Genomic DNA, 26473 nt, shown 5'->3' with positions numbered 1-26473 from the left:
GGCCCTGGGCCGGGGATCCCGGCGTCCGGAACGATCTCCGGAACCGGTGTCGTAGCGGGGACAGGATTCGAACCTGTGACCTCTGGGTTATGAGCCCAGCGAGCTACCGAGCTGCTCCACCCCGCGCTGCGTTCTGTCCGTAACGGTACACCGGCGCCCACCCCACCCCGCCGAGGGGGTGGGGTGGGGCCGGTGACCGTCAGCCGCCTGCGGTGGCCGGCGTGGCGGCGGCCGGCGTGGCTCCGGTGGCGGCCCGGAACCGCTGGATCGCGGCGTCCAGGGCGGCCTCCGCCTCACCGATCCCCTGGAAGTCGCGGGCCGACTGGGCCTGGGCGAGCTGGTCGAGGGCAGCGTTCATCCCCGTCACGGCTTCGGAGAGCTCCGGGCTCAGCGTCTGCCCCGCTGCGCCCGAGGGCAGCGGGCCACCGCCGGTGTTGGCGCCCGGGGCGGGTGTCGGCGACTGCTGAACGCCGCCGAGCCCCGGAACCGTGAGCCCCTGGGGCAGCGGAACGCCCTGGAACGCCGCCTGCAGCGCCCCCTGCAGCGTCGGCGCATAACCGATGTCGCCGTTGTTGAAGCGGGCGATCACGCCGAACAGCTGCGGGAACGACGTCTGCGCGTTCCGCTCGACGTAGATCGGTTCGACGTAGAGCAGTCCGCCCGCCACGGGCAGCGTGAGCAGGTTGCCGTACTGCACCTGGACCGGCGTCCCCGACTGGCGCAGGGGGAACAGGCCCTGGTTCACCGAGTTGCTGGTCAGGAGCTCGGCCTGGACCTGCTGCGGACCCTGCGGGCCCCGCTGGTCGCCGGTGAGCTGGGCCGGCAGCTCGAGCACCGTCATCTGACCGTAGGTCTCGGGTTCCGAGCTCACCGACAGATAGGCCGAGAGGTTCGGGCGCGACAGCGCGAGCAGCGTGCTGGTCATCTGGAACTGGGTGTCCGGCGCCGCGCCCGGCCGCGGGTCACCCGCGAGCAGGTAGTACGGCGGGATCGACGCGTTGGCCTCCCGCGTCGGGTCCTCCGGGATCGTCCAGAAGTTCTGGGTGGAGAAGAAGTCGCGCGGGTTCTCGACGTGGTAGCGCGTCAGCAGGTCGCGCTGGACCTTGAAGATGTCCTCCGGGTACCGGAGGTGCGCCCGCAGGCTCGGCGTGATCTCCGAGCCCGGACGCACGACGCCGGGGAAGACGCCCATCCACGTCTGCAGGACCGGGTCCTGGTCGTCGATCTGGTAGAGCTTCACCTCGCCGCTGTACGCGTCGACGGTGGCCTTCACCGAGTTCCGCATGTACCCGGCGGAGCCCGCGGGCGTGGCCGGGCGCAGGGAGTCGCTGGTGGCCTGTCCGAGGTCGACCTGCTGGGCGTAGGGGTAGCGCGGCAGGGTCGTGTAGCCGTCGACGATCCACTGGAGGCGCCCGTCCACCACCGCGGGGTAGGGGTCGACGTCGGTGCGCAGCCACGGCGCGACCTTCTCGACACGCTCGATGGGCGTGCGGTTGTACATGATGCGGGAGTCGGAGCCGATCGAGCCGTTGAACAGGATGTTCCGCTCGCCGTAGGCCGCGGCGAAGATCAGGCGCGACGCCCAGTTGCCCAACGGGACGCCGCCGGGACCGGTGTAGGCGTTCGCCGCGCGGCCCGGGCCGTCGTACTCACGCGGGGCCGAGCCGGGGTTGCCGCCGACGATCGCGTAGTCGTCGGCGCCGCCGAGGAACTCACCGTAGTAGATGCGCGCACCGTCGGGGCTCAGGCCGAACGGCCCGGGGTTGGACGAGTCGCTGACCTCGAACGCCGGCAGGCCACCCTGGCTGGCCTCGGCGTTGCTGGGCACGTTCACCCGATCCGCCGGCGCCGAGACGATCCCCTGGCCGTGGGTGTAGACGAGGTGACGGTTGATCCAGTCCTGCTGGTTGCCGATGAGCGCGTCCGGGTTGATCTCACGGGCGGCCAGCACGAAGTCCTGGCGCTGACCGCCGACCGTGTACCGGTCGATGTCGAGCTGCGGCGCGAAGGCGTAGAAGTTCGTCAGCTGCTGCTGGACCGCGAAGGTCCGGTTCAGGCGCGACGGGTCCTGGATGCGGATGTTGTTCAGCGTCGCCTGGCTGTTGGCCACGTCCTGCGGGGGGACGGCGGCGTTCCCGGCGGCCGACGCGACCTGCGGGGCGTACGGGATGACGCCGACGTTGTTGAGCGCGAACGCCTGGCGGGTGGCCGCGATGTTCCGCGAGATCGACTCCGCCTCGCGGTCGATGGCGTTGGGGCGCACCGAGAACTGCTCGAGCACCGCGGGCCACGCCGCCCCGACCAGGACGCTGGAGAGCACGAGCAGCGCCAGCGCGATCGCGGGGATCTGGAGGTTGCGGAGCACCACCGCGGAGAAGAAGGCCGCGGCGCAGATCACCGCGATGATCAGCAGGATCAGCTTCGCCGGCATCGCGGCGTTGAGGTCGGTGTAGGTGGCGCCGAAGAAGTTGGCGCCCCCCTCGGCCGCCTTGCGGTCGGAGAACAGCAGCTCGTAGCGGTCGAAGAAGTAGGCCACGGCCTTGAACAGCACGAACGTGCCCGCCAGGACCGCGAGGTGGGCGCGGGCCGGCGGGGCGACCGCGCCGTTGCGCCCGGCCAGGCGGATGCCGCCGAAGAGGTAGTGCGCGACCAGCGCGGCGACGAAGCTCACGGCGATCGCGACGAACAACCAGCTCAGCAGCCAGCGGTAGAACGGCAGCTGGAAGACGTAGAACGAGATGTCGTGGCCGAACACCGGGTCGGCGACACCGAACGGCGTGGAGTTCAGGAAGAGCTGCACGGTCTGCCAGTCGGCCTGCGCCGAGAGGCCGGCGATGAGCGCGACGACCGCGGGGATGCCGATCGCGAACCAGCGGGGGCGCGCGAGCACGACCGTGCGGTACCGGGCGACGGGGTCCTCGGCGGCCGCCCCGGCCACGGGGACGAACACCGGCCGCACCCGGTAGGCGATCACCAGGTTGAGGGCGAGCAGGCCGCCCATGAGCACGGCGGCGACGACGAACTGCAGCACCCGGGTCCACAGGATGGTCGTGAAGACGCCGCGGAAGCCGACCTCGCCGAACCAGGCCCAGTCGACGTACACGTCGACCAGGCGGGCGCCGCCGAGGAGCACGACGAGCGCCACCGCGCCGACGATCAGCAGCGTCTTCGTCCGTCGCGACAGCTGGGGGGTCGCCGTCGGGGGCCGGTTGGCCACGGGGTCACTCTCCTGATAGCGGGGGGCCGGACGCGCAATCGTGGCCGGGCGTGCGTGTATCTCAGGGCGCCACTCTACGAATACCGTGTGGGGTCGACGTGGCCCGGCATGTCCGGATCCCCTCCCGCCCTGCTCCGGAGGCGGTGGGCCCGCTCACCTGGGGCGCCGGGACCTCAGCAGGGTGTCGGCGCGCGCCCCGCGCGGATCGCCTCGAGCGCGGCGATCCCTTCGCTCAGCGTCCCGACCCTGGCGAGCTGCAGCCCGTCGGGGACGTCCGTGACGGCCTCCGCGCAGTTGCCCGCGGGAACGAGGAACACCTGCGCGCCGTCGTGGCGGGCGGCGTCCATCTTGAAGCGGATGCCGCCGATGTCGCCGACGCGGCCGGTGGCGTCGATCGTCCCGGTGCCGGCCACGACCCGTCCCCCGACGAGGTCGCCCGGCGTGAGCTTGTCGACGATCGCCGAGGCGAAGACCAGTCCGGCCGAGGGCCCGCCGATGTCGCCGAGGCTGATCCGCACGTCGACCGGCGAGTCGACGATGTTCGTCGGCGTCACGCCCAGGAAGCCGCGCGGGTCGCCGTCGGGACGGGCCGCGGCGACGACGGCGACGTCGGTGCGCGGGCCCGGCGCCCCGAGCGGGCCGCGCTGCACGGTCACCGTCACCGTCTGGCCCGGCCGGGTCGGCGCCAGGGCGTCGACGACCTCCTGCGGCGTCGTCACCGGGCGGCCGTCGACCGCGACGATGCGATCGCCGGGCGCGAGGCGGCCCGCGGACGGGGAGTTGTCGAGCACCGAGCCGACCTGCACGGCGGTCGGGTAGCCGAGATAGCGCAGGGCCGCGGCCTCCGCGTCGGTCTCCGACTGCGCGAACTGCCGGGTGTTCTCCTGGTCGACCTGCTCGCTGGAGCGCCCCGGCGGGTAGACCGACTCGCGCGGGAGCACCTGCTCCTCGCCCGAGGCCCACATCGCCATCGCGCCGAAGAGCGTCACCTGCGTCGTCACCGCGACCGTCGTCATCCGCAGCTGGCCGGTGGTCGGGTAGACGGGGACCGGGCCGCTGACGTCCACCACCGTGCGCCCGTCCGCGCCGGCGCCGAGGACGTCGAACGTCGGGCCGTCGCCGAGCGCCACGAACGGCACCCGCACCGTGGCGCCGAGCAGGCCCAGGACCCCGGCCAGTACGAGTCCGAGCGCCAGGGTCGCGCGCAGCCGGGTCACGGACGGTCAGGGTAGTGATTGCTCGGACACGACCGATCCGCACCCGTAGGCGGGGTCCGGCCCGTGCGCCGGCTGGGAAGTTCCTGGGCGTTCGCCGTGGGCGTGCGCTCAGGGCCCACGCGGGTGTCCGGGCCGCGTACCGTCGGCACCATGAGTGACCTGCCCTTCGGCTTCGGGCCGTCCGACTCCGACGACGAGTCCCGCCGCTCCGGATCCGGTGGCTCCGGCGGCTCCGGTCCCGGGGGTCCCGGCGGCCCCATGGGCTTCGGCCTGCCCGGTATGGGGGGCGCCGGCGGCCCCGGTGGCCCCGGCGGCTTCGACATGGGCCAGCTCGGGCAGATGCTCACGCAGCTCGGGCAGATGCTGAGCCAGTCGTCCGGCCCGGGCGCCGACGGCCCCGTGAACTACAAGCTGGCCGCGCAGATGGCGCACCAGCAGCTCGGCGCCGAGGGCAGCGCCAAGCCGACGAGCGAGCAGCAGCGTGCGGCCGAGGAGTCGGTGCGTCTCGCCGAGCTGTGGCTCGAGGACGCGACGACCCTGCCGTCGGGCACCTCGCACGTCGCGGTCTGGTCGCCGGCGCAGTGGGTGGACACGACGATGCCCACCTGGCAGCGCCTGTGCGACCCCGTGGCGCAGCGCGTCGCGGGCGCCTGGGTCGAGGGCCTGCCCGAGGAGGCCCGCCAGATGGCGGGCCCGATGCTCGGGATGATCTCCCAGGTCGGCGGCATGGCCTTCGGCTCGCAGCTCGGCGCCGGGCTCGCCCAGCTCGCCAAGGAGGTGCTCACCTCCTCGGAGGTCGGTCTGCCCCTCGGCCCGGAGGGCACCGCCGCGCTCCTGCCGGCCGCGATCACCACCTTCACCGAGGGCATCGACCGCCCGGCGGGCGAGGTGCTCGTCTTCCTCGCCGCCCGCGAGGCCGCGCACCAGCGCCTGTTCGGGCACGTGCCGTGGCTGCGCCAGCGGCTGCTCGCGACCGTCGAGGAGTTCGCCCACGGCATCTCCATCGACACCTCGCGCATGGAGGAGCTCGCGCGCGACGTCGACCCGATGAACCCCGAGTCCCTGCAGCAGCTCATGAGCTCGGGGATGTTCGAGCCGCAGACCACCGAGTCGCAGAAGGTCGCGCTGCGCCGCCTCGAGACCCTGCTCGCGCTCGTCGAGGGCTGGGTCGACGTGGTGGTCGCCGACGCCGTGGGCGAGCGCCTGCCCGGTGCTTCCGCGCTCGGGGAGACGCTGCGTCGCCGCCGCGCCTCCGGCGGGCCCGCGGAGCAGACCTTCGCCACCCTCGTCGGGCTGGAGCTGCGTCCGCGCCGGCTCCGCGACGCCGCCGCGCTGTGGCGGGCGCTCACCGACGAGCGCGGCATCGAGGGCCGCGACGCGGTCTGGTCGCACCCCGACCTCATGCCGACCGCCGACGACCTCGACGACCCGGCCGCCTTCGTGGGCGGCACGAAGACCGTCACCGGTGGCGGGACGGGCGCCGAGGGTTCGGCGGAGAGCTTCACCGACCTCGACGACCCGCTGGCGCGCCTGGAGGCCGAGATGAAGGCCGAGCAGGAGGCGAAGGACGCCGAGAAGGATCCGACGAAGGAGGACGAGCCCGGGGAGGGCGAGGGTCCGTCGTCCTAGGACTCAGTTCTCGTCTGGGGCCTGGGCGGGGACCTCGTCCGGTTCACCGTCGGTCTCGGTGATCGGGAGTCCGGCGCCGGCGGCCAGGCCCTCGAGGTAGCCGATCGCGCGTTCGCTGCGCGGGTACGCGGCCTCGAGCGCCCGGAACGCCGGGCCGTGCCGGGGCTCGCGCAGGTGGACGAGCTCGTGCACCAGCACGTGGTCGAGCACCCACCCGGGCACCTCGCGGAGCTTCTCGCTGACGCGGATCGTCGCGTCGGCGGGCGTGCACGACGCCCAGCGGGTGCGCATCGGCCTCGTCCAGCGCACCGACGCCGGCCGCGGCCAGGCACCGTCGGGGGCGACCGGATCCAGGTGGGCACGCGCCAGGGCGTCGGCGCGGTCACCGAGGTCCGCGTCCCCCGCCCGGCGGCCCGGGCGGCGGCGGGCGTCCGCGCGCTCCAGGCGCTGGAGCATCTCCTCGACCCAGTGCCGCTCCTGCGCCCGTGACATGGACGCGGGGATGTTCACCACGACGGTCGAGCCCTCGCGGTGGGCGTCCACCGTCCGCCGACGCCGGGCGCTGCGACGCACCTCGACGTCGGGACGCGATTCGACCATGGCGTCGAGCCTAGAAGGCGGGATCCGGACGGCCCTCCGCTGCGTCGAACCAGGTGTGCTCCCGGCTCCCGTGCTCTCCCCCGTCCCCGCCGTCCCACGCTCTGCCCTACCCGACCGGCCGCGTCTGCGCCACGCGGCCCTGCACCGCGCACCCGACGTCCTGCAGTTCGGCGCCGACCCGTGCGCGGCCCTGGTCGTCGACGGCCTGACGCCGCCGCTCGTGCGCATGGTCGACGCCCTCGACGGCACCCGTTCCCGGGCGCGCGTGCTGGCCGAGGCCGTGGCCGCCGGCGCGGCCCCGGCCGCCGCCGGCGAGCTCCTCGCCCACCTGCACGCGGAGGGCCTGCTCGTCGGGGCCCCGCGGCCCGATGCCCTGGCCGAGCGCCGGGTGGTGGTGCACGGGTCGGGTCGGATCGCGGTGTCCGCGGCCTGCCTGCTCGCCGCGGCGGGCGTCGGGCGGGTGCTCGTCGAGGCCGCGGGCACGGTGGTGCGCGATGACGTCGGCACCGGTCTGCTCCCCGGCGACGTCGGGCGCCCCGCCCGGTGGGCGGCCGCGGACGCGGTGGCCCGCGCATCGGGCGGGGCCCCGCCTCCGGGCGAGGGGCCGGGGCGCCGCTGGCTCACGGCCCACGCCGATCTCGTCGTCCTCGCCGACGGCGCCCGTCCCGATCCGGTGGCGGCGTCGGAGCTCGTGGTCGCAGGCCGGGCCCACCTCCCGGTGGGCGTCCTCGACGGCGTCGGCGAGGCGGGGCCGCTCGTCGTGCCGGGGGCGACGCCGTGCCTGCGGTGCGAGGACCTCCGGCGCACCGACGTGGACCCCGCCTGGCCGCGGGTCGCCGCCGAGCTGGCGGGCCGTCGTGTCGCCGTGCCCGTGGCCCTCGCCGCGGCGACCGCCGCGCTCGCCGCCGCGCAGGCGCTCGCCCATCTCGAGGGCGACGTCCCCGCGGCGCGCGGCGCGGCGCTCGTGCTCGACCCGGACGGCACCCACCGGCCCCGACCGGCACGGCATCACCCGGAGTGCGGGTGCCGGGCCCTCACCGTGCGTCCGGGCACGGACCGCACCCCGGTGGCCGCAGCGTGACGACCGGAACACGGGCTGCACATCACACCGTGCGTTAGACGATCGAGGCGGTCGGCGAACCTCCCGGTGAACCTCGAGAAGGAGACGGCCATGGCTCCCACCATGACGCGGCCCGCGGCGATCGACACCCGCGGCCACGACCCCCTGATCACCGTGTTCGGCGCCGAGGGCGCGACCTACAGCTGCCCTGACCTGCAGTCGGTCGATGCGCACCTCGCGAGGCTGTGCGACCGGCTCGGACACGCGACCCCGCGGTTCCCCGCGCTGATCGCGCTGTTCCGGTCGGAGATCGACCGCCTGCTCGACCGCCGCCGGTGGCTGGAGCTCGACGCCATGGTCGCCGACACGCTCTAGAGGACGGCTCGGCGACGCCGACGCGAGCCAACCTGGGCGCGCCGTCACGGAGCGCGCGAGGGACAATCGGATCCGTGACCGATGACATCCCCCGACGGTCGGTCCAGCGGTCGGCCCGGCTGGCCTCGCTGCCGCTCGGATTCGCCTCCCGCACCGCGGCGGGCTGGGGTCGGCGGCTGGCCGGCGGCGACCAGGGCGAGATCACCGCGGACGTCGCCCGCCGCGGCGCCGAGCAGCTCTTCGCGGTGCTCGGCGAGCTCAAGGGCGGGGCCATGAAGTTCGGCCAGGCCCTCAGCGTCTTCGAGGCCGCCGTCCCCGACGAGCTGGCCGAGCCCTACCGCGAGGCGCTCACCCGGCTCCAGACCGCGGCGCCGCCGATGCCGGTCGCGCGCACCCACCGGGTGATGGCGGAGCAGTTCGGCCGCGGCTGGCGCGAGCGCTTCCGCGAGTTCGACGACACCCCGGCCGCCGCCGCGAGCATCGGGCAGGTGCACCGCGCGGTCTGGCACGACGGCCGGGACGTCGCGGTCAAGGTGCAGTACCCGGGCGCCGAGGAGGCCGTGATGGCCGACCTGCGCCAGCTCCAGCGCTTCAGCCGCCTGGTCCAGCCGCTGGTGCCCGGGATGGAGATCAAGCCGCTGCTCACCGAGCTGCGGGACCGCATGGCCGAGGAGCTCGACTACCGCGACGAGGCCGACGCCCAGCGCGCGTTCGCGGCCGCGTACGAGGGCGACGAGCACGTCGTCGTGCCCCGGGTGGTGGCGTCGGCGCCGAAGGCGATGGTCTCCGAGTGGGTCACCGGCACGCCGCTGTCGGCGATCATCCGGTCCGGCGAGCCCGAGGAGCGCGACCGCGTCGGCCTGCTGCTCTCGCGCTTCCACTTCTCGTCGCCCGCGCGCGTGGGTCTGCTGCACGCCGACCCGCACCCCGGCAACTTCCAGCTGCTGCCCGACGGGCGCCTGTGCGTCATCGATTTCGGGGCCGTGGCGAAGCTGCCCGACGGCCTGCCGCGCGAGCTGGGGCACATGCTGCGCCTGGCGGTCGAGGACCGCTCCGACGAGCTCCTGGAGCTGCTCAAGCAGCTGAACTTCGTGCTGCCCGGCGTCGACATGGGCTCGGACGAGGCGATCGCGTACCTCGGCCCGCTCACCGACCCGCTGCGTACCGAGAAGTTCCACTTCACGCGGTCGTGGCTGCGCGGGCAGGCCGACCGCCTGGGCGACCTGCGCCGCCCCGAGTTCACCACCGGCCGCGGGCTCAACCTGCCGCCGCAGTACCTGCTGGTGCACCGCGTGACGCTCGCGTCGGTGGCGGTGCTCTGCCAGCTCGACGCCGAGATCCCGCTGCGGGGCGTCTTCGAGCAGTGGCAGCCGGGCTTCGCCGCCTGAGCGGTTCAACGACACGACCGTCCGGGGGTCCCGGGGTGCGCGGAGCGAGGGTCACCCTCGCTGCCTCGGGGGCATCCAGGGTGACCCTCGCTCGCGGCCGGGTGGGGTCAGGCGACCCCGATCGCGGCGCGGGCGGCGGCGAGCTCCGCGTCCCGGGCGAGGTCGGCCTTGGACGGCCGGCCCCGGGGCCGCTTCCGGGCGATCACGGCACCCCGGTCGAAGATCTCCCCACCCCACACCCCGCAGTACTCCCGCCGCTCGAGCGCGCCGGCGAGGCACGCCCGCCGGATCGGGCAGGCACCGCAGAGGCCCTTGGCCCGCTCGAGGTCGGCCGGTGCCTCGGAGAACCAGAGGTCCTCCTCGGCGAGCCGGCAGGGGAGCTCGACGGAGGTCAGGGCGTCGAAGAGGTCGGGGAACCCGGGACCGGGGTCGGGGGCGGTCGGGCGTTCGAGTAGTCCGGCGGGGGACACGGTGCTACCTCCGGTGGGCGGGTCGGCGGGGCCGGGAGCCGCGGAGGTGTCATCGACAGACGACGAAGGCCGCGGTCCCTGGAGCGGGTCCGCGGCCTCGTGTGTTCCGGTGGGTCCTGAAGGTCAGGGGCCCCACCGACGGGGCGCGGACGTCCGCTGCGGGTCGAAGGTCGGGAGGTTCGCGAGATCGCGCTCACGCACGACGGGACGCTGCTGCTGTCCCCTCGGCCCGCACACGGCGATGCCCGAGGGCATCAAGGCCGTGGAGCAACGCCAGCTCGCGACGTGGCGACCGGTGCCCGCGATGGTGACGATGTCCATGTCTGCGAGCCCCCTTCGGTGTCCCACGTGCGGCGAACCGCCCGACCGGCAGCCTCGTGCGCCGGTGTGTGATCGACCGTAGGGCGGTCCCGCGCGGGAGGGCAACGTATTTTCGAGAACTTTTCCGGCGATCGCCGGACCGGGCACCGACGGCCTCCTACGAGGCGTGCTCCCGCAGCAGGGTGAGCACCTCGGTGCCGTACCGCTCGAGCTTCGACGAGCCGATCCCGGGGATGCCCACGAGCCCCGACGGGTCGGCGGGCCGCTGCTCGGCGAGCGCGATGAGCGTGGCGTCGGTGAACACCACGTAGGCGGGCACGGACCGGGACTTCGCCTCCGCGGAGCGCCACGTCCGGAGTGCCTCGAGGAGCTCCTCGTCGACGTCCGACGGATGGGTGCTGCAGCGCCCGAGCTTCGCGGACGCGGGGTCCGGCAACGGCTTGCCGCAGAGCCGGCAGGTCGGCTTGCCCCGCGAGCCGCCGTTCTCGCCGCGGCCGGTGGGCACCCGGGCGGCCGGGTGCTCCTCGGGCACGAGGCCGTAGAGGAAGCGGCTGCGGCGCCGTGAGCGCCGTCCCCCGGCGTTGCGCGACAGCGCCCAGGACAAGCGGAGGTGCACGCGGGCACGGGTGACGCCGACGTAGAACAGCCGGCGCTCCTCCTCGACCGCGTCGTCGTCGCCGTCCGCGTGCTGGATGGGCATCGTGCCGTCGGTGAGCCCGACGAGGAACACGGCGTCCCACTCGAGGCCCTTCGCGGCGTGCAGGGACGCGAGCGTCACGCCCTGCACGGTCGGCGGGTGCTGGGCCTGCGCGCGGGCGTTCAGCTCGGTGAGGAAGGCGCCGAGGTCGGCCTCCGGGACGGTGGTGACGAGCTCCTCGGCGAGCTCGGCCAGCGCGCGCAGCGACTCCCAGCGCTGGCGGGCGGCACCCTCGCCCGCGGACCCGGCGGGCGGGGCCTCGGTCAGCCCCTGCTCGCCCAGGACCGCGCGCACCAGCGACACCATGTTGTCGCCGGTGGCGTCGTCCGGGGCGCGCGTCGCGGCGGTGCGCAGGGCGGCGATCGCGTTGCGGACCTCGGTGCGCTGGAAGAAGCGCTCGCCGCCGCGCACCTGGTAGGCGATCCCGGCGTCGCCGAGCGCCTTCTCGTAGGCCTCGGACTGGGCGTTCACGCGGTAGAGCACGGCGATCTCGGCCGGCGGGATGCCCTGCTCGACCAGCTCGGCGATCGCGGCCGCGACCGCCGTGGCCTCGGCGGGCTCGTCGTCGTGCTCGGCGAAGTCGGGCTCCGGGCCGGGCGGGCGCTGCCCCTCGAGGCGCAGGCGCGATCCGGCGGCGCGCCCCCGGGCCGCCCCGATGACGGTGTTGGCCGCCGAGACGACCTGCGGGGTGGAGCGGTAGTCGCGTACGAGGCGCACGACCGTCGCCTCGGGGAAGACGCGCGGGAAATCGAGCAGGTAGGACGGGCTGGCGCCGGCGAACGAGTAGATCGTCTGGTTCGCGTCGCCGACCACGGTCAGGTCGTCGCGCCCGCCGAGCCAGGCCCGCAGCAGGCGGTGCTGGGCCGGGGTGACGTCCTGGAACTCGTCGACCACGAAGCAGCGGTAGCGCTCGTGGAACTCGTGGGCGACCTCCGGGTGCTCCTCGAGCGCCGCGGACGTGTGGAGCAGGAGGTCGTCGAAGTCGAGCTGCTCGGCGCGGTTCTTCAGCGTCTCGTAGGTCTCGTAGACCTTCGCGACCTGCTCGACCGGGCCCGGGACGTCGCGGGCAACCCGGGCGGCCGCCGCCGCGTAGTCGTCCGGGGCCACCAGCGAGGCCTTGGCCCACTCGATCTCGCCGGCGAGGTCGCGCAGCGACTCGCGGGTGGTCGGCGCCCCGGTGCGCTGGGCGGCCTGCCCGACGAAGCGCAGCTTGCCCTCGAGCACCTCCCACGGCGACCCGCCGACCACGCGCGGCCAGAAGTAGCGCAGCTGGCGCAGCGCCGCGGCGTGGAAGGTGCGCGCCTGGACCGGCGGGCGGCCCGGCCCGTCGACGCCCAGCGCGCGCAGCCGCGTGCGCATCTCGCCGGCCGCGCGGGCCGTGAACGTCACCGCGAGGACCTGGCCGGAGGAGACGTGACCGCTGCCGACCAGGTGCGCGATGCGGCGGGTGATCGTCCGGGTCTTGCCCGTCCCGGCCCCGGCCAGCACGCACACCGGGCCCCGCGGCGCGAGCACCGCCGCACGCTGCTCGGGGTCGAGCCCCGCCACCGCGTCCGACCCCGCCCCGTCCTCGCCGCTGCCCGCTGTACCGCCCACGAGGCTCATGCTCTCAACCCCCGCCGACGGCCGGGGGCGGGACCGGCCGGATCAGCTGCTGGGTCCGAAATCTCCACGACGGCTGTCGGACCCCTCTGACACGGTGGTGGAGTGCCACCTGCCATCGAGGCCGACGGTCTCGTCAAGCGCTTCGGCGCCACCACCGCGCTCGCGGGCGCGAGCCTCTCCGCCGCCGAGGGCACCGTGCTGGGGGTGCTGGGGCCCAACGGCGCCGGCAAGACCACCGCGACCCGGGTGCTCGCCACGCTGCTCGCGCCGGACGAGGGGCGTGCCGTCGTCGGCGGCTACGACGTGATCACCGAGCCGCACCGCGTGCGCTCGCTCATCGGGCTCACGGGGCAGTACGCGGGGGTCGACGAGGCGCTCACCGGCACCGAGAACCTCGTGCTCATCGCCCGGCTCCTCGGGCAGGGGCGCGCCGCGGCGAAGGCCCGGGCCGCCGATCTCCTCGGGCAGTTCGGGCTCGGCGACGCGGCCGGGCGCGCCGCGCGCACCTACTCCGGGGGCATGCGCCGCCGGCTCGACCTCGCGGCGTCGCTGGTCGGGCGCCCCCGCATCCTCTTCCTCGACGAGCCCACCACCGGGCTCGACCCGGCCAGCCGCAACGAGCTGTGGGGCATGGTCCGCAGGCTCACCGACGACGGCGTGACGGTGCTGCTCACCACGCAGTACCTCGAGGAGGCCGATCAGCTCGCCGACGACATCGTCGTCATCGACCACGGCGCGGTGGTCGCCACCGGCACCCCCGACGACCTCAAGGCCCGCGCCGGGGCCACCGTCCTGCAGATGCGCCCCACCGACGCCGGGCAGGTGGCGGTCGTGACGCGGATCGCGGGCGAGCTCGCCGGCAGCACACCGACGGTCGACCAGGACACGGTCTCGGTCCCTGCGAGCGACGACGCGCTCATGCCCGCCGTCGTCCGCCGCCTCGACGACGTCGGCGTGCGCCTCGCCGAGCTGACGCTGCGGCGGGCCACCCTCGACGAGGTCTTCCTCGCGCTCACCGGCCGCCGCGCGGTCGACGACTCCGACAGCACGACCGACCGGGAGCTGGTGTGACCCTCGACCGCACGCTGGCGGGGCCGCCCGCCGCCGACCTCCCCGCCGCGCCGCCGCCCCCGCCCCGGCACGCGACACCCGCCCAGTGGGCGAGCCAGTCGCTCACCATGGCCTGGCGCAGCCTCGTCCAGATCAAGCACAACCCCTCCGAGCTGCTCGACCTGTCGATCCAGCCGATTATGTTCGTGCTGCTGTTCACGTTCGTGTTCGGCGGGGCGATCGGCGGCTCCACCGACGCCTACCTGCAGTTCTCGCTCGGCGGGCTGATCGCGCAGAACGCGCTGTTCCTCACCGTCTACACGGCGACCGGGCTGGCCACCGACCTGCAGAAGGGCACCTTCGACCGCTTCCGCAGCCTGCCGATCGCCCGGTCGGCACCGCTGTCCGGACGGATCATGGGCGACGTGGTGCGCCAGCTCTGGTCGCTGGTGGTGCTGCTCGCGGTCGGGGTGGTGCTCGGGTTCCGCATCACCACCAGCCCGCTCGCGGTGCTCGCCGCGTTCGGGCTGCTCGTCGCGTTCACCGTCGCGTTCTCGTGGACCTCGGTGCTGCTCGGGGTCCTGGCGCGCGATCCGGAGAAGGTGCAGATCTACGGGTTCACCGTGCTGTTCCCGCTGACCTTCGCGAGCAACGCCTTCGCGCCCACCCAGACGATGCCGGACTGGTTGCAGGCCTGGGTGTCGATCAACCCCGTGACGCGGCTGGCCGACGCTCTGCGCGGGCTCCTGGTCGGCGGGCCGGTGGCGGCCAACGCCGTCGCCACGCTGCTCTGGGGCGTGGCCTTCGCGGCGGTGTTCGGGCCGCTCGCGGTCTGGGCGCTCCGCACGCGCGTCTGAGCCCTACCGAGCCCGGCGCCGGTACTGGCCCGGCGTCTCGCCGGCGAGGCGGGCGAACTGCCGGGTGAAGGCCGGCTGATCGTGGAAGCCGCAGGCGGCGGCGATCTCGGCCAGCGGGGTGGCGGTGCCCGTGAGCAGGGCACGGGCGTGGTCGATGCGCGTGCGCAGCACGAACTGCGTGGGCGCGAGGCCGAACACCCGCCGCATCCGCCGCTCGAGCACCGAGGTCGAGCAGCCCGCCGCCAGGGCCATCTCCTCCACCCGCGGCGGACGGTCGGGGCGGCTCGCGACGAGCTCGACGGCGCGGGCGAGGGCGGGCAGGGACGGGTCGGAGTCCTCGGGGGCGCGGAGATCCTCGGAGACGCTGACGACGCCGACCACGGTGTCGCCGGCCTCGCTGTCGTGCACGGGGAGCTTCGTCGTCACGTACCAGCCGGCGACGCCGTTCCCGCGGCGGATGAGCTCGAGCTCGTGGCGCAGCGGGCGCCCGGAGGCCAGCACGGCCGCGTCCTGCTCCTCGTAGCGCTCGGCGAGGGCCGGGACGAACAGGTCGCGCGCCCGCCGGCCCAGCACCGCCGCGCGGGTGCGCTCCCGGGTGCGCCGCACGAAGGCGTCGTTGACCTCGGTGTAGCGGCCGTCGGCGTCCTTGGCGCAGAACATCACGCCGGTGAGCTCGGCGAAGAGCTCGAGCAGCGCGTCGACTCCCGGCGGGGTGGGCACGGCCCGAGGATGCCCCGGCGCGTGGTGTCGATCCGGCGCCGGGGCCGTCGAATCCGGACAAGACCCCGACGGCGGATCGGGCCACGATGGAGCCATGACCGAGCAGCTCGCGCCGACCACCCACGGGGCCGCCGGCGGTATCCCCGACGAGCTCGTCGAGCGGGCCGTCGCCCGGGCCGACCAGTGGGCGCGGGCCGGCGCCGTCGGGGGGGCCACCGGAGCCTCGGCGCAGCTCGCCGCCCTCATGCACGACCCGACCGGGGTCGACTTCACCCTGCGCTTCGTCGACCGCGTCGCCCGCCCGGCCGACGACCACGTCGCGGCCCGGGAGCTCGCGCGCCTGGCCGGCCCGGACGCGCCGCTGCCGGACTTCATCGGCGGGGCCGACCGGGCGCTGCTGCGCACCGGAGCGAGGCTCGCTCCGCGGGCACCCCGGGTCGTGGTGCCGCTCGCGCGGCGCCGGCTCCGGGCCCTCGTCGGCCACCTGATCGTCGACGCCGACGGCCGCGGGCTGGAGCGCCGCCTGGAGGAGGCCCGCGCCGAGGGCTTCCGGCTGAACCTCAACCTGCTCGGCGAGGCGGTGCTCGGCGAGGAGGAGGCGGACCGTCGGCTCGCCCGCACGATGGACCTGTTGCGCCGCGGCGACGTCGACTACGTCTCGGTGAAGGCGTCGTCGGTGGCGAGCCAGCTCGTGCCGTGGGACCTCGAGGGCAGCCGCGACCGGCTCGTCGAGCGCCTGACCCCGCTGTTCCGGCTCGCGCGCGAGACCGGCTCCTTCGTGAACCTCGACATGGAGGAGTACAAGGACCTCGACCTCACCGTCGCCCTGTTCACGGCCCTGCTGGACCGCCCGGAGTTCACCGGGCTGGAGGCCGGGATCGTGCTGCAGGCCTACCTCCCCGACGCCCTCGGCGCCCTGGAGGAGCTGGCCGCGTTCGCCCGCCGCCGGGTCGCGGCGGGGGGCGCGCCGATCAAGGTCCGGCTGGTCAAGGGCGCGAACCTCGCCATGGAGAAGGTCGACGCCGAGGTGCACGACTGGCCGCAGGCGCCGTACACGACGAAGGCCGAGGTCGACGCGAACTACGTGCGCCTGCTCGACCGGGCGATCGGGGGCGACCTCGTCGACGCGCTGCGCCTCGGCGTCGCCAGCCACCACCTCCACCACGTCGCGCTGGCCGTCGAGCTCGCCGCCGCCCGCGACGCCGAGCGCCAGATCGACGTCGAGATGCTGCAGGGCATGGCGCCGGCGCAGGCGAAGGTAGTGGCGCGCGACGTCCGGGAGCAGCTCGTGCTCTACACGCCGGTGGTGCACACCGGCGACTTCGACGCCGCCGTCTCCTACCTCGTGCGCCGGCTCGAGGAGAACGCCTCGCCGGAGAACTACCTCTACGCGCTGTTCTCCGACGCCGGGCCCGCCTCCTACACCGACCGCTTCCGGGCCTCGGTGCGCGACCGCGATGCGGTGCCGGCGACGCCGAGGCGCTCCGCGCACGTGAGTGATCCGGGTCGTCCTGGCGACCCGAATCAGTCACGAGCGAAGCATTTCGTCAACGAGCCCGACACCGACCCCTCGCTGGCCGCGAACCGCGAGTGGGCGCTGCGGGCGATCGCCGCCCCAGGGCCGGGGGTGCGCGAGCCCGAGCTGACCGACCCGGACGCCGTGGACGCGGTGGTCGACCGGGCCACCGCCTCGTCGTGGGGCCGGCGATCGGGTTCGGAGCGGGCCGCGGTTCTCCGCGAGGCCGCCCGCGCCCTCGCCGCGGCGCGCGGGGACCTGCTCACCGTGATGGTCGACGAGGCCGGCAAGACGATCGCCGAGGCGGACCCGGAGATCTCCGAGGCGATCGACTTCGCGGCGTACTACGCGGACCGGGCCGAAGAGCTGGAGGGCGCGCCGTTCACCCCGGACCGGGTCGTCGTCGTGACCCCGCCCTGGAACTTCCCGATCGCCATCCCGCTCGGCGGCTGCGTCGCGGCCCTGGCCGCCGGGGCGTCGGTGGTGATCAAGCCGGCGCCTCAGGTACGGGCCTGCGCCGAGGTCGGTGTCGCCGCCCTGCACCGCGGCGGCATCCCGGCCGACGCCCTGCAGCTCGTGCACACCGACGAGGGGGACGCCGGGCGACGGCTGGTCACACACCCGGCCGTCGACCACGTGGTGCTCACCGGGGCGTCGCAGACCGCGGAGCTGTTCCGGTCGTGGCGCCCCGACCTGCGCCTGGTCGCCGAGACCAGCGGCAAGAACGCGCTGGTCATCATGCCCAGCGCCGACCCGGACCTCGCCGTCGCCGACCTCGTGCGCTCGGCGTTCGGGCACGCCGGGCAGAAGTGCTCGGCGGCGTCGCTCGCGATCCTCGTCGGCTCGATGCGGTCGCCACGCACGGCGGCTGGGTCGCGGTTCCACCGCCAGCTCGCCGACGCCGTCCGCACCCTGCGCGTCGGGCACGGCAGCGACCCGTCGACGACGATGGGCCCCCTCATCGGGCCGCCGGACGAGAAGCTCGAGCGGGCGTTGACCCGCCTCGACCGGGGCGAGACGTGGCTGGTCGAGCCCCGCAGGCTCAGCGCGTCGCTCTGGACACCGGGGGTGAAGGCGCCGGTGGCGCCCGGCTCGTGGTTCCACGTCACCGAGTGCTTCGGGCCGGTGCTCGGCCTCATGCACGCGGCGGACCTCGACGAGGCGATCGCGCTGCAGAACGCGACGGGCTACGGGCTCACCGGCGGCCTGCACGCCCTCGACCCGGACGAGATCGCCCACTGGAGCGAGCACGTCGAGGTCGGCAACGCCTACGTCAACCGCCACATCACGGGCGCGATCGTGCAGCGCCAGTCGTTCGGCGGCTGGAAGGGCTCCGTGGTGGGGCCGGGCGCGAAGCCCGGCGGCCCGAACTACGTCGCCCAGTTCGGGACGTGGCACGACGGCCCGGTCGAGGAGCTCCCCTCGGCGCCGCTCGCGCCGCCGGTGGCGGAGCTGTTGGCGGACGAGGCGCCGCGCTGGGGCGCCGAGGACCTCGCGTGGCTGCGCGCCGCCGCCGGGTCGGACGCCGCCGCCTGGCGGGACGAGTTCTCCGTCGAGCACGACCCGACGGGCCTGCGCGCCGAGGCCAACGTCTTCCGCTACCGGCCGCTGCCCGCGCTGCGGCTCGTGATCGGCTCTGACGCCACCGCGCGAGACGTGCTGCGGGTCCGCCTCGCGGCGGCGTGCGCCGGGGTGCCGGTGACGGAGTTCGCGGGCCCACCCGAGGCGGGCGAGCGGCTGCGGGTGGTGGGGACGGTGCCCGCCGGCCACCAGTGGGCCGCGGCCTCGGTCGGCGCGTCCCTCGTCGACGCCCCGGTGGTGGCCGACGGGCGGCGCGAGATGCTCACGGTGCTGCGTGAGCAGGCGATCAGCCGTACGCGGCACCGCTTCGGTCACGTCGAGGACTGAATCCGGCCCTCGACGCGTTGCACCGGGCGTGGCACAGATGACGATGTACACGACCAGCTGGTGCGGGTTCTGTCGGCGCCTCAAGACCCAGCTCGACCGCGAGGGCATCGGGTACGAGGAGGTCGACATCGAGCGCGTCCCGGACGCCGCCGAGATCGTCACCAAGGTCAACGGCGGCAACCGCACCGTGCCGACGGTCGTCTACCCCGACGGCAGCGCGGCGACGAACCCCAGCTTCGCCGACGTCAAGGAGACGCTGGCGCGCGTCGAGGCCGCGTCCTGAGCGTCTGACCTGTTTGGAACGAACGCGCTGTTCGCTGCGCTAGACGCAGCGAACGGCGCGTTCGTTGCGTCCGGGCGTCGGCGCCCCGCGACGCGAACGGGGACTTCGCGCGCGTAGAAGCAGCGAACATCCAGCTGAGCACGCAGATAGGGCGTTCGCTGCGAAAACCCACGTCAGCCCGCGGCGGCCCAGGCCTCGAGCATGGCGCGGGCGATGGAGACGCCGCCGGGCAGGATGAGCTCGCGCCCGGCGCCCGCCTCGAACGCCGTGCCGCCGACGCCCTGGGCGCCGCGAGAGCTCCCGTCCCGATGCGACCACTCCCCCGCATCGAGGGCCTCGCGGAGCTCGGCGCGGGTGACCCAGCGGGCACCCTCGATCTCGCCCTCCTGCAGCCTGATCGGCTGGTCGGGGTCGGCGACGGCCGAGAAGCCGATCATCAGCGAGCGCGGGAACGGCCAGGGCTGCGACCCGAGGTACGAGATCGTGTGGACATCCACGCCGACCTCCTCGGCACACTCGCGCGCGACGCACGCCTCCAGTGACTCACCGGCCTCGACGAAGCCGGCGAGCACCGAGTAGCGCCCCGCCGGCCAGATCGGCTGGCGCGCGAGCAGCACCTGGTCGGCTCCGTCGTGCACCAGGCAGATCATCGACGGGTCGGTGCGCGGGTACTCCTCGTGCCCGTGCGCGGCGCACAGGCGCGCCCAGCCCGCCTTGACCGCGTACATCTCCGACCCGTCGCGGGCGCAGAAGCGGCTGCGGTCGTGCCAGTTGAGCAGGGCCACCGCGGTGGTGAGCAGGCCGGCGCCCCGCGCGTCGAGGTCGGCGCCCGATGTGCGTAGGTCGGTCCAGTTCTCGTGGTCCGGGCCCCCGCCCGCGCGCGCCCACTGCTCGGCGGTCATGAAGCCCGAGCCCGCGTCGTTCGCGTGCGCCTCGGCCGGGTCGGGCACGCGGACGGCCCAGTACGCCGTCCCGTCCTCCTCGCCGAGCAGCACGGCGTCGTCGGGCGTCTCGTCGCCGAGGGTGCTGGTCGGCGCCATCAGCAGCGTCACGGCACCGCCCTCGCCCCGCTCGACCGGTGTCCGGCCGTGCGGGTCGACGAGCACGACGCGGGCGGCGGGCCACAGCGCGCGGCTGTGCGCGGGGTCGACGCGCAGCTGCTCGCGGCGGTCCACCGTCGAGCGCGACAGCGACGGGTCCTCGTCGAGGTGGAAGGCGGCCCGCAGGTCGGGCCCCGCGGTCCCTGACGTCACGGAATCTCCACTCCACCGAGGGCGCGGAGCCCGGGACCGGTCCGCGCGGCGTCGGCCACCACGACCCCGGTGAACCTCGTCGGCGCGAAGAACTCCGCCGCGGCCGCCGCGACCTCGTCGGTGGTGACGGCCTCGAGGCGCGCCGGGTGCTCGCGCACCCACGCCGACGAGAGCCCGTGCGCGGCGAGCGCCGCGACCGTCGAGGCGTAGCCGGCCTGGGTCGTCATCGAGATCAGCAGCGAGCCCACGAGGTAGCGCCGCGCCGACTCGACCTCGTCGTCGGTCGGCGGCACCACCGCGAGCCGGCCCAGCTCGTAGCGCGCCTCGAGCAGCGCCGGGGCGGTGACCTCGGAAGCGACGTCGGTCTCCACCGCCAGCACCGCGCCGTGCGGATCGAGCTCGAGGCTCGACGACGCGTGGTAGGTGTAGCCCTTGTCCTCGCGCAGGTTCTCCACCAGGCGCGACGAGAAGTAGCCGCCGAGCGCCAGGTTCGCCAGCTGCAGCGCCGGATAGCGCGCGTCGGTTCGCCCGACCGCCGGCGCGGAGAGCCTCAGCTGCGACTGCACGGCGCCCGGCCGGTCGACGAGCAGCAGGTCGCGGGCCCGGAGCTCCGGCAGCGCCGGCAACGGGGCGGCCTGCCCGCCCGACCAGCCCGCGAGCGCCTTGTCCACGCGCGCGACGGCGTCGGTCGGGTCGAGGTCGCCGACGAGCACGAGCACCGAGCCGCCGGGCAGCAGGGCCGAGGCCTGCAGCGACCGCACGGCGTCGGCCGTCACCGCGGTGACCTCCTCGGGGCGAGGCATCTCGCGCGTGACCGGGTGCGCGCCGTAGCGGCGCTCCTGCAGCGCGCGGCGGGCGATCACCGACGGCTGCGCGGACGCCAGCTCGATCCGCTCGACGAGGCGCTCCCGCTCGCGGGCGAGCTCGTCGTCGGGGTGCGTCGCCGCGAGCACGAGGTCGGCGAGCACGTCGAGCAGGGTGTCGAGGCCGTCGGCCAGCGCGTGCCCGGAGACCGAGAGGCGCTCGGGGTCGACGGAGAACCCCATCTCGCCACCGACGCCGGCCAGGTCGTCGTCGATGCCGACGCGGCTGCGCGTCGAGGTGCCGGACAGGATCGTCGTCGCGAGGACCTCGGAGACGGCGGCGTGGGCCGAGTCGTCGTGTCCGCTGGTGTCGGCGAACGGCACCCGCAGGCGCAGCTCGACCATCGGGACGTCGGGGCGACGCACGGCGACGACGCGCAGGCCCGAGCCGAGGACGGTGTCGACCTCCTCGGGCGCGGGCACCGAGCGCTGCGGGCCCAGCGGGGGCAGGGCGCGGGGCCCCGTGGGGGTGCTGCCGATCTCCTCGGCGCTGCGGCGCTCGGTCATGCCGCACCTCCCGGCGTGACGGTGAGGACGGCGCGCTGGTCGGGACGCAGGGACCCGGCGGCGGCCGCGACGGCCGACGGCTCGACCGCGGCGATGAGGCCGGGCAGCTCGTCGGCGAGCTCGGCGCGGCCCTGGACCAGCTCGGCCGAACCGAGGGCGAGCATGCGGCTCATCAGGCGGTCGTGCTCCCGGTGCAGCGAGGAGGCCCAGCGGGCGGTGATCCGGCGCAGCTCGTCGGGGTCGGGCCCGTCGGCGGCGAGGGTCGCGAGCTCGTCGTCGACCGCGCCGCTGATCCGCTGTGGGTCGACCGTGCCGGGGTGCACGGCGGTGATCGTGAACGTGTCGGGGTCGCGGGCGTCCAGCGGGGCGCCCATGAGCCCGCAGGAGGCGGAGACGTCGGTGACCAGCTCGTCGCCGTACACCAGGCGCTGGGTCAGCCGCGCGGCCTCGCCGTCGGTGAGCAGGCTCGCCAGCACGGCGTGCGCGAGGTACCCGGACAGGTCGGCCTGCGGGTCGGGCAGGCGGTACCCCAGGGCCAGGGCCGGCAGCGGGGCGTTCACGTCGACCACCGACTCCCGGCGCTCGCCGTCGGGCGGGGACTCGGCGAAGCTCGGGCGCGTCGGCACCGGGCGGGCGGGGATGTCGCCGAAGTGCTTGTCGACGAGCGCCGCCGTCTCGTCCGGGTCGAGGTCCCCGACGAGGGTGAGCACCGCGTTGCCCGGCGCGTAGTAGGCGTCGAAGAACGCGGCGGCGTCGTCGAGGGAGGCCTGCTCGAGGTCGGTGAAGTCGCCGTACCCGTTGTGGGCGTTCGGGTAGGTGTCGTAGAGCACCGGCGGCAGCAGGATCCAGGGGAAGCCGCCGTAGGGCCGGTTGAGGACGTTGAGGCGGATCTCCTCCTTGACCACGTCCACCTGGTTGCGCAGGTTCTCCTGCGTCAGGCGCGGGGCGCGCAGCCGGTCGGCCTCGAGGAACAGCGCCCGCTCCAGCGCCGCCGACGGCAGGACCTCGAAGTAGTTCGTGTAGTCCTGGTGCGTCGAGCCGTTGAAGACCCCGCCCGACGACTGCACGTGCCGGAAGTGGGCGAGCTTCTCGAGGCTCTCCGAGCCCTGGAACATCAGGTGCTCGAAGAGGTGGGCGAACCCGGTGCGGCCCTCGGGCTCGGAGCGGAAGCCGACGTCCACGTGGACGGCGACGCCCACGACAGGGGCGGCCGGGTCGGGCACCAGGAGCACGCGCAGCCCGTTGTCGAGCACACGTCGGTGCAGCCCCCGTGCGGGGGCGGTCGCGCTGGAGGTCACATGACCAACCTAACGGCGGTGCGGACCGGCGGCCGGGCGACGCGACCCGCCGCCGGTCCCCCGGTCCGTGCCCCGGCTCCGCGCGCGGCCCTCGCCGCTCGCGGTGACCCGGCGCGCGGTGCCCCCGCGGGGTGCCGGGACGCGACGCCCGGCGTCGAGCGCGGCGGGCCGTCCGGCCTTCGCCGACCGGCCGGGACGCGACGCGGGGCGGTGGACGGTGCCCCGGTCGGCGGCCCGGTCGACAGCTGGGCGGGGGGCGGCCGTGGTCGTGGTGGTCCGCGTCGGGCGCGCCGGCGGGGCCGTCGTACGGGCGGCGGGCCGGCGGGAGCGCTCGCGCACCACGGCGACGAGCAGGCCGGGCATCCCGAGCCCGGCGACGCCGGTGAGCAGGATCGCCAGGCGGCCCGTGAGCGGCGACTCGGCGGGCTCGGTCGCGGCGAGCGCCGCCGAGGACCCGGTGCCGAGCACGCGGGCCGGCGTACCGGCAGCCGGCTCGGTGCCGACGAACGCCATCCGGACCGTGAGCTTCGAGCCGACGGGGGTCCCGCACCCGTCGAGCGGCATGAGCCGCCGCCCACCGGGGCCCTCGACGGCGACGACGTCGCGCGGGTCGTCGGCGATGCAGGAGTTGCTGGTGATGACGACCGCCGGACCGACGGTCTCGACGGCGGCCGGGGTGTCCGGGACCCCGGCGGCACCGTCCTCCGCGCGAGCCCCGACCGGGTGCGCCGCGAGGATCAGCCACAGCGCGAGCCCGGCACCCAGGGCGAGCGCGAGGAGCACGCCGAGGACCGCACCGCGCCGTTCCCGGCGCACCGTGGTGCGCGCTGATCGACTCCCGCCCCGCACCAGGTGGGAACGATCCAGATGCGACCTCGCCGTGGTCCCCGTGAACGACACGAACGGGATTCAAACACCTCCCGCCGTCCCACGATCGAGGTATCCACGACGTCCACGATCCGGCGTCTGCTAGCGCGATCCGGGCACGTGCATCGGACCTTGAGTCGCCGTTCACGGCAGATTCCGGCGCATCGCGGCGCCGGAGAGCGACCGCCGACGAGCCCTCCTGCGCCGGGCGGGTGATCGCCCCCGTCGACCCGACACGCCGCCCGTGACCGTCACACCTTCGGTGGACGTCGTACCGGGCACGGGTGGCCGCGCCGCGAGCCGTCAGGCGAAGGCGTCCACACCCGTCCGCTCGGCCGAGACGGCCCAGAGACGGGCCGCGGCGTCGGCGTCGAGGGCGTAGTCGCGGACCCCGTGGGCGCCGGGTTCGTGGGTTAGCCCGGCGACCTCGCAGTCCTCGAGGTAGAGCCCGCCGCTGCCGGCGAGCTGCGGCGACGTGGCCGCCCAGACCTCGGTGGCCGCCCCGGCCTCGGGGGTCTTGAATCCTGCGGCCGCCTCGGGGGTCGGGTCGCCGTTCTCGTCGAGCCACCCGAGCGCGACCATCTCCTCGCGCGGCAGGTGGCGCTGCAGCGGCGTCATGATCCCGCCGGGGTGCAGCGAGAAGGCGCGGACGCCGCGGTCGGCCGCGAGCGCGTCGAGCTGCACGGCGAAGAGGACGTTGGCGGTCTTCGACTGCCCGTAGGCCGCCCACTTGTCGTAGGGCTCGGCGCGCCAGTCGAGGTCGTCGAAGCGCACCGGCGAGCGGTGGTGGCCACGCGAGGACACCGACACCACCCGCGCGTCGCGGCCGCGCTCGATCGCCGGCCACAGCCGGTTGACCAGCGCGAAGTGGCCGAGGTGGTTGGTGGCGAACTGGGCCTCCCAGCCCGGGCCCACCCGTGTCTCCGGGGTCGCCATGATCCCGGCGTTGTCGATCATCATGTCGATCGCGCGCCCGGAGTCCAGGAAGTCGCGGGCGAAGGCGGCGACGCTGTCGAGGTCACCGAGGTCGAGGGTGGCGAGCTCGACGTCGTCGATGCCGTCGAGCGCTTCCTTCGCCGCGTCCGGGCGGCGGGCGGGGACGACGACGTGGGCGCCGGCCGCGGTGAGCGCGCGCGTCGCCTCGAGGCCGAGTCCCGAGTAGCCGCCGGTGACGACCGCGAGGCGGCCGGTGAGGTCGATGCCGTCCAGCACCTCGCGGGCGGTGGTCGCCGCGCCGAATCCGGATCCGATGGGGGTCTGTGCCGTGGTCATGTGTTGGACGCTAGGACTTCGAGCGCGCTCGAACGCAAGCTCAGACCCCGCGCTCCCCCAGCAGCCGCCAGAGGTGGGCGGTGGCCTCGGCGCCGGCGAGCAGGAGCGGCAGGACCGCGCGCTCGTCGGGGGCGTGGATGCGGTCGGACGGCAGCATGACGCCGAGGAAGGCCAGCGGGGCCGCGAGCTCGGTCGACAGGAGCGCCTCGGGGCCGCTGCCGCCCTCCCGCGCGGGCAGCACCTCGGCGCCGAGCGCGGCGCCCATCGCCTCGCGGATCGTGGTGACGAGCACCGAGTCGACGTCGCAGATCAAGGGCTCGACGCCGGGGCCGGTGGCCGACACCTCGGCCTCGATCCCGGCCGGGGTGTGCGCGGCGACGAAGTCGCGGACAGCGGCGAGGACGCGCGCCGGGTCCTGGTCGGCGACCAGCCGGAACGTCAGCTTGGCGGTCGCCGCGTGCGGCACGATCGTCTTGTGCCCGGGGCCGGCGTAGCCGCCGTGCAGGCCGTTGACCTCGGCGGTCGGGCGCGCCCAGAGCCGCTCGTAGGTGGTCCAGCCCGCCTCGCCGGCGGTGCCGCGCGCGCCGGCGGCGGAGGTGGCGAGCCACGCCGACTCGTCGAAGGGCAGGGCGGCCCAGGCGTCGCGCTCGGTCTGCGTGGGCGGGCGCACGTCGTCGTAGAAGCCCGGGACCTGGACGCGCCCCTGGTCGTCGTGCAGCGCGGCGACGAGGCGCGCGAGCTCGGTGACCGGGTTCGGGACGGCCCCGCCGAACTGGCCCGAGTGCAGGTCGACCGAGGCGCCGCGGAAGACGATCTCGGTGTCGACCATCCCGCGCATGCCGGTGCAGACGGTCGGGGCGTCGCGGCCGACCATGCCGGTGTCGGTGACGACGATCGCGTCGCAGGCCAGCGCGTCGCGGTGCGCCGTGAGCAGGGACGCGAGGTGCGCCGAGCCGGACTCCTCCTCGCCCTCGGCCAGGAACTTGAGGTGCACGGCGGGACCGTCGGCACCCGTCGCGGCGAGGTGCGCGGCGAGGCCGAGCCGCACCATCGCCAGGTGCCCCTTGTCGTCGGAGGCACCGCGCCCGCGCAGCTCCTCCCCCACGACCTCGGGCTCGAACGGCGCGAACGACCAGCCGTCGGAGAGATCCGCGGGCTGGACGTCGTGGTGGCCGTAGACGAGGACGGTGGGTGCGGCCGGATCGGCGGCGGGCCACGACGCGAAGACCGCCGGCAGCGCGTCGGTGTCGTCCCACACCTCGACCTGCGGCCAGCCCTCGGCGCGCAGCCGCTCGGCGAGCCACGCCGCGGAGCGGGCCACGTCGCCGTGGTGGCCGGGGTCGGCGGAGATCGACGGGATGCGCAGCCAGGTCTGCAGATCCTCGACGAACGCCTCGACGCGGGCGGCCACCTCGCGGGCCTCGGTGCTGGTCATGGATCCACGCTAGCCACGCACGACACCGCCCGGCCGTCGCAGGGGGCGACGACCGGGCGGGGAGA

At 75.0% G+C, this 26473-nt stretch carries 21 protein-coding genes and 1 tRNA gene; 8 read left to right on the top strand and 14 right to left on the bottom strand.

What is annotated here, in order from left to right; all coding sequences use genetic code 11:
* Nucleotides 1–52: 52 nt before the first annotated feature.
* From OG774_RS27560 to OG774_RS27550, 3 genes are all read right to left on the bottom strand, one after another.
* Nucleotides 53–126: transfer RNA gene (locus tag OG774_RS27560), tRNA-Met, on the bottom strand.
* Between the two features lie 73 nt (nucleotides 127–199).
* Nucleotides 200–3217 (bottom strand): UPF0182 family membrane protein, encoded by a 3018-nt coding sequence (locus OG774_RS27555; RefSeq protein WP_328305514.1) that lies wholly within the window; start codon nucleotides 3215–3217, stop codon nucleotides 200–202.
* 173 nt (nucleotides 3218–3390) lie between these two features.
* Nucleotides 3391–4434, bottom strand: coding sequence for a YlbL family protein (locus OG774_RS27550; protein ID WP_328305513.1), 1044 nt, complete (start codon nucleotides 4432–4434; stop codon nucleotides 3391–3393).
* Nucleotides 4435–4584: 150 nt separating this feature from the next.
* On the opposite strand from OG774_RS27550, the gene OG774_RS27545 reads away from it, so the two are divergent.
* Nucleotides 4585–6063 (top strand): zinc-dependent metalloprotease, encoded by a 1479-nt coding sequence (locus OG774_RS27545; protein ID WP_328305512.1) that lies wholly within the window; start codon nucleotides 4585–4587, stop codon nucleotides 6061–6063.
* Between the two features lie 3 nt (nucleotides 6064–6066).
* Here the strand turns inward: OG774_RS27545 and OG774_RS27540 are convergent, their stop codons facing one another.
* The gene (locus OG774_RS27540) at nucleotides 6067–6663 is read right to left on the bottom strand and encodes a M48 metallopeptidase family protein (RefSeq protein ID WP_328305511.1); all 597 of its coding nucleotides are present in this window, start codon (nucleotides 6661–6663) and stop codon (nucleotides 6067–6069) included.
* A 70-nt stretch (nucleotides 6664–6733) separates the two neighbouring features.
* On the opposite strand from OG774_RS27540, the gene OG774_RS27535 reads away from it, so the two are divergent.
* From OG774_RS27535 to OG774_RS27525, 3 genes are all read left to right on the top strand, one after another.
* The gene (locus OG774_RS27535; protein WP_328305510.1) at nucleotides 6734–7744 is read left to right on the top strand and encodes a hypothetical protein; all 1011 of its coding nucleotides are present in this window, start codon (nucleotides 6734–6736) and stop codon (nucleotides 7742–7744) included.
* A gap of 90 nt (nucleotides 7745–7834) precedes the next feature.
* The gene (locus tag OG774_RS27530; protein WP_328305509.1) at nucleotides 7835–8098 is read left to right on the top strand and encodes a hypothetical protein; all 264 of its coding nucleotides are present in this window, start codon (nucleotides 7835–7837) and stop codon (nucleotides 8096–8098) included.
* Between the two features lie 74 nt (nucleotides 8099–8172).
* Nucleotides 8173–9486: an ABC1 kinase family protein gene (locus OG774_RS27525; RefSeq protein WP_328305508.1), complete on the top strand. Its 1314-nt coding sequence runs from the start codon at nucleotides 8173–8175 to the stop codon at nucleotides 9484–9486.
* A gap of 107 nt (nucleotides 9487–9593) precedes the next feature.
* Here OG774_RS27525 and OG774_RS27520 read toward each other — a convergent pair whose 3' ends face one another.
* The 3 genes from OG774_RS27520 to OG774_RS27510 form a co-directional block, all read right to left on the bottom strand.
* Nucleotides 9594–9956 (bottom strand): WhiB family transcriptional regulator, encoded by a 363-nt coding sequence (locus OG774_RS27520; protein WP_442873919.1) that lies wholly within the window; start codon nucleotides 9954–9956, stop codon nucleotides 9594–9596.
* A gap of 123 nt (nucleotides 9957–10079) precedes the next feature.
* Nucleotides 10080–10277 carry a hypothetical protein gene (locus tag OG774_RS27515; protein ID WP_328305507.1) on the bottom strand — a complete coding sequence of 66 codons (198 nt, stop codon included), beginning with the start codon at nucleotides 10275–10277 and terminating at the stop codon, nucleotides 10080–10082.
* 157 nt (nucleotides 10278–10434) lie between these two features.
* Nucleotides 10435–12579: an ATP-dependent DNA helicase UvrD2 gene (locus tag OG774_RS27510; protein WP_328305506.1), complete on the bottom strand. Its 2145-nt coding sequence runs from the start codon at nucleotides 12577–12579 to the stop codon at nucleotides 10435–10437.
* A gap of 102 nt (nucleotides 12580–12681) precedes the next feature.
* Here OG774_RS27510 and OG774_RS27505 point away from each other — a divergent pair, with 102 nt between their 5' ends.
* Nucleotides 12682–13650, top strand: coding sequence for an ATP-binding cassette domain-containing protein (locus OG774_RS27505; RefSeq protein WP_328305505.1), 969 nt, complete (start codon nucleotides 12682–12684; stop codon nucleotides 13648–13650).
* Nucleotides 13647–14486, top strand: coding sequence for an ABC transporter permease (locus OG774_RS27500; RefSeq protein WP_328305504.1), 840 nt, complete (start codon nucleotides 13647–13649; stop codon nucleotides 14484–14486). The genes OG774_RS27505 and OG774_RS27500 overlap by 4 nt, the downstream gene beginning before the upstream one ends.
* A gap of 3 nt (nucleotides 14487–14489) precedes the next feature.
* Here OG774_RS27500 and OG774_RS27495 read toward each other — a convergent pair whose 3' ends face one another.
* The gene (locus tag OG774_RS27495; RefSeq protein ID WP_328305503.1) at nucleotides 14490–15206 is read right to left on the bottom strand and encodes a helix-turn-helix domain-containing protein; all 717 of its coding nucleotides are present in this window, start codon (nucleotides 15204–15206) and stop codon (nucleotides 14490–14492) included.
* A gap of 94 nt (nucleotides 15207–15300) precedes the next feature.
* On the opposite strand from OG774_RS27495, the gene OG774_RS27490 reads away from it, so the two are divergent.
* The gene (locus tag OG774_RS27490; RefSeq protein WP_328305502.1) at nucleotides 15301–18630 is read left to right on the top strand and encodes a bifunctional proline dehydrogenase/L-glutamate gamma-semialdehyde dehydrogenase; all 3330 of its coding nucleotides are present in this window, start codon (nucleotides 15301–15303) and stop codon (nucleotides 18628–18630) included.
* Nucleotides 18631–18667: 37 nt separating this feature from the next.
* Nucleotides 18668–18913 (top strand): mycoredoxin, encoded by a 246-nt coding sequence (locus OG774_RS27485; RefSeq protein WP_328305501.1) that lies wholly within the window; start codon nucleotides 18668–18670, stop codon nucleotides 18911–18913.
* A gap of 173 nt (nucleotides 18914–19086) precedes the next feature.
* Here the strand turns inward: OG774_RS27485 and nudC are convergent, their stop codons facing one another.
* From nudC to OG774_RS27455, 6 genes are all read right to left on the bottom strand, one after another.
* Nucleotides 19087–20166: an NAD(+) diphosphatase gene (gene nudC / locus OG774_RS27480; RefSeq protein ID WP_328305500.1), complete on the bottom strand. Its 1080-nt coding sequence runs from the start codon at nucleotides 20164–20166 to the stop codon at nucleotides 19087–19089.
* Complete coding sequence (locus tag OG774_RS27475; RefSeq protein WP_328305499.1) at nucleotides 20163–21536, bottom strand: M16 family metallopeptidase; 1374 nt, start codon at nucleotides 21534–21536, stop codon at nucleotides 20163–20165. Before OG774_RS27475 ends, nudC begins: the two co-directional genes overlap by 4 nt.
* The gene (locus OG774_RS27470; RefSeq protein ID WP_328305498.1) at nucleotides 21533–22834 is read right to left on the bottom strand and encodes a M16 family metallopeptidase; all 1302 of its coding nucleotides are present in this window, start codon (nucleotides 22832–22834) and stop codon (nucleotides 21533–21535) included. Before OG774_RS27470 ends, OG774_RS27475 begins: the two co-directional genes overlap by 4 nt.
* A 9-nt stretch (nucleotides 22835–22843) precedes the next feature.
* Complete coding sequence (locus tag OG774_RS27465) at nucleotides 22844–23617, bottom strand: hypothetical protein (RefSeq protein WP_328305497.1); 774 nt, start codon at nucleotides 23615–23617, stop codon at nucleotides 22844–22846.
* A gap of 387 nt (nucleotides 23618–24004) precedes the next feature.
* Complete coding sequence (locus OG774_RS27460; RefSeq protein WP_328305496.1) at nucleotides 24005–24973, bottom strand: SDR family NAD(P)-dependent oxidoreductase; 969 nt, start codon at nucleotides 24971–24973, stop codon at nucleotides 24005–24007.
* Nucleotides 24974–25013: 40 nt separating this feature from the next.
* Nucleotides 25014–26408 (bottom strand): M20/M25/M40 family metallo-hydrolase, encoded by a 1395-nt coding sequence (locus OG774_RS27455; RefSeq protein ID WP_328305495.1) that lies wholly within the window; start codon nucleotides 26406–26408, stop codon nucleotides 25014–25016.
* Between the last annotated feature and the right edge of the window lie 65 nt (nucleotides 26409–26473).

The organism is Actinomycetospora sp. NBC_00405, from assembly GCF_036044095.1.
Taxonomy (GTDB): Bacteria; Actinomycetota; Actinomycetes; order Mycobacteriales; family Pseudonocardiaceae; genus Actinomycetospora; species Actinomycetospora callitridis.
Note: the sequence above shows the minus strand (reverse complement) of the source record. Positions and strands in the feature narration are given on the sequence as shown.

What these genes read in the sequence shown, in the direction of transcription:
- OG774_RS27545 (WP_328305512.1), top strand. Translation starts at nt 4,585, where the DNA reads ATGAGTGACCTGCCCTTCGGCTTCGGGCCGTCCGACTCCGACGACGAG.
- OG774_RS27540 (WP_328305511.1), bottom strand. Translation starts at nt 6,663, where the DNA reads ATGGTCGAATCGCGTCCCGACGTCGAGGTGCGTCGCAGCGCCCGGCGT.
- OG774_RS27530 (WP_328305509.1), top strand. Translation starts at nt 7,835, where the DNA reads ATGGCTCCCACCATGACGCGGCCCGCGGCGATCGACACCCGCGGCCAC.
- OG774_RS27515 (WP_328305507.1), bottom strand. Translation starts at nt 10,277, where the DNA reads ATGGACATCGTCACCATCGCGGGCACCGGTCGCCACGTCGCGAGCTGG.
- OG774_RS27510 (WP_328305506.1), bottom strand. Translation starts at nt 12,579, where the DNA reads ATGAGCCTCGTGGGCGGTACAGCGGGCAGCGGCGAGGACGGGGCGGGG.
- OG774_RS27490 (WP_328305502.1), top strand. Translation starts at nt 15,301, where the DNA reads ATGACCGAGCAGCTCGCGCCGACCACCCACGGGGCCGCCGGCGGTATC.
- OG774_RS27485 (WP_328305501.1), top strand. Translation starts at nt 18,668, where the DNA reads ATGACGATGTACACGACCAGCTGGTGCGGGTTCTGTCGGCGCCTCAAG.
- OG774_RS27475 (WP_328305499.1), bottom strand. Translation starts at nt 21,536, where the DNA reads ATGACCGAGCGCCGCAGCGCCGAGGAGATCGGCAGCACCCCCACGGGG.
- OG774_RS27460 (WP_328305496.1), bottom strand. Translation starts at nt 24,973, where the DNA reads ATGACCACGGCACAGACCCCCATCGGATCCGGATTCGGCGCGGCGACC.
- OG774_RS27455 (WP_328305495.1), bottom strand. Translation starts at nt 26,408, where the DNA reads ATGACCAGCACCGAGGCCCGCGAGGTGGCCGCCCGCGTCGAGGCGTTC.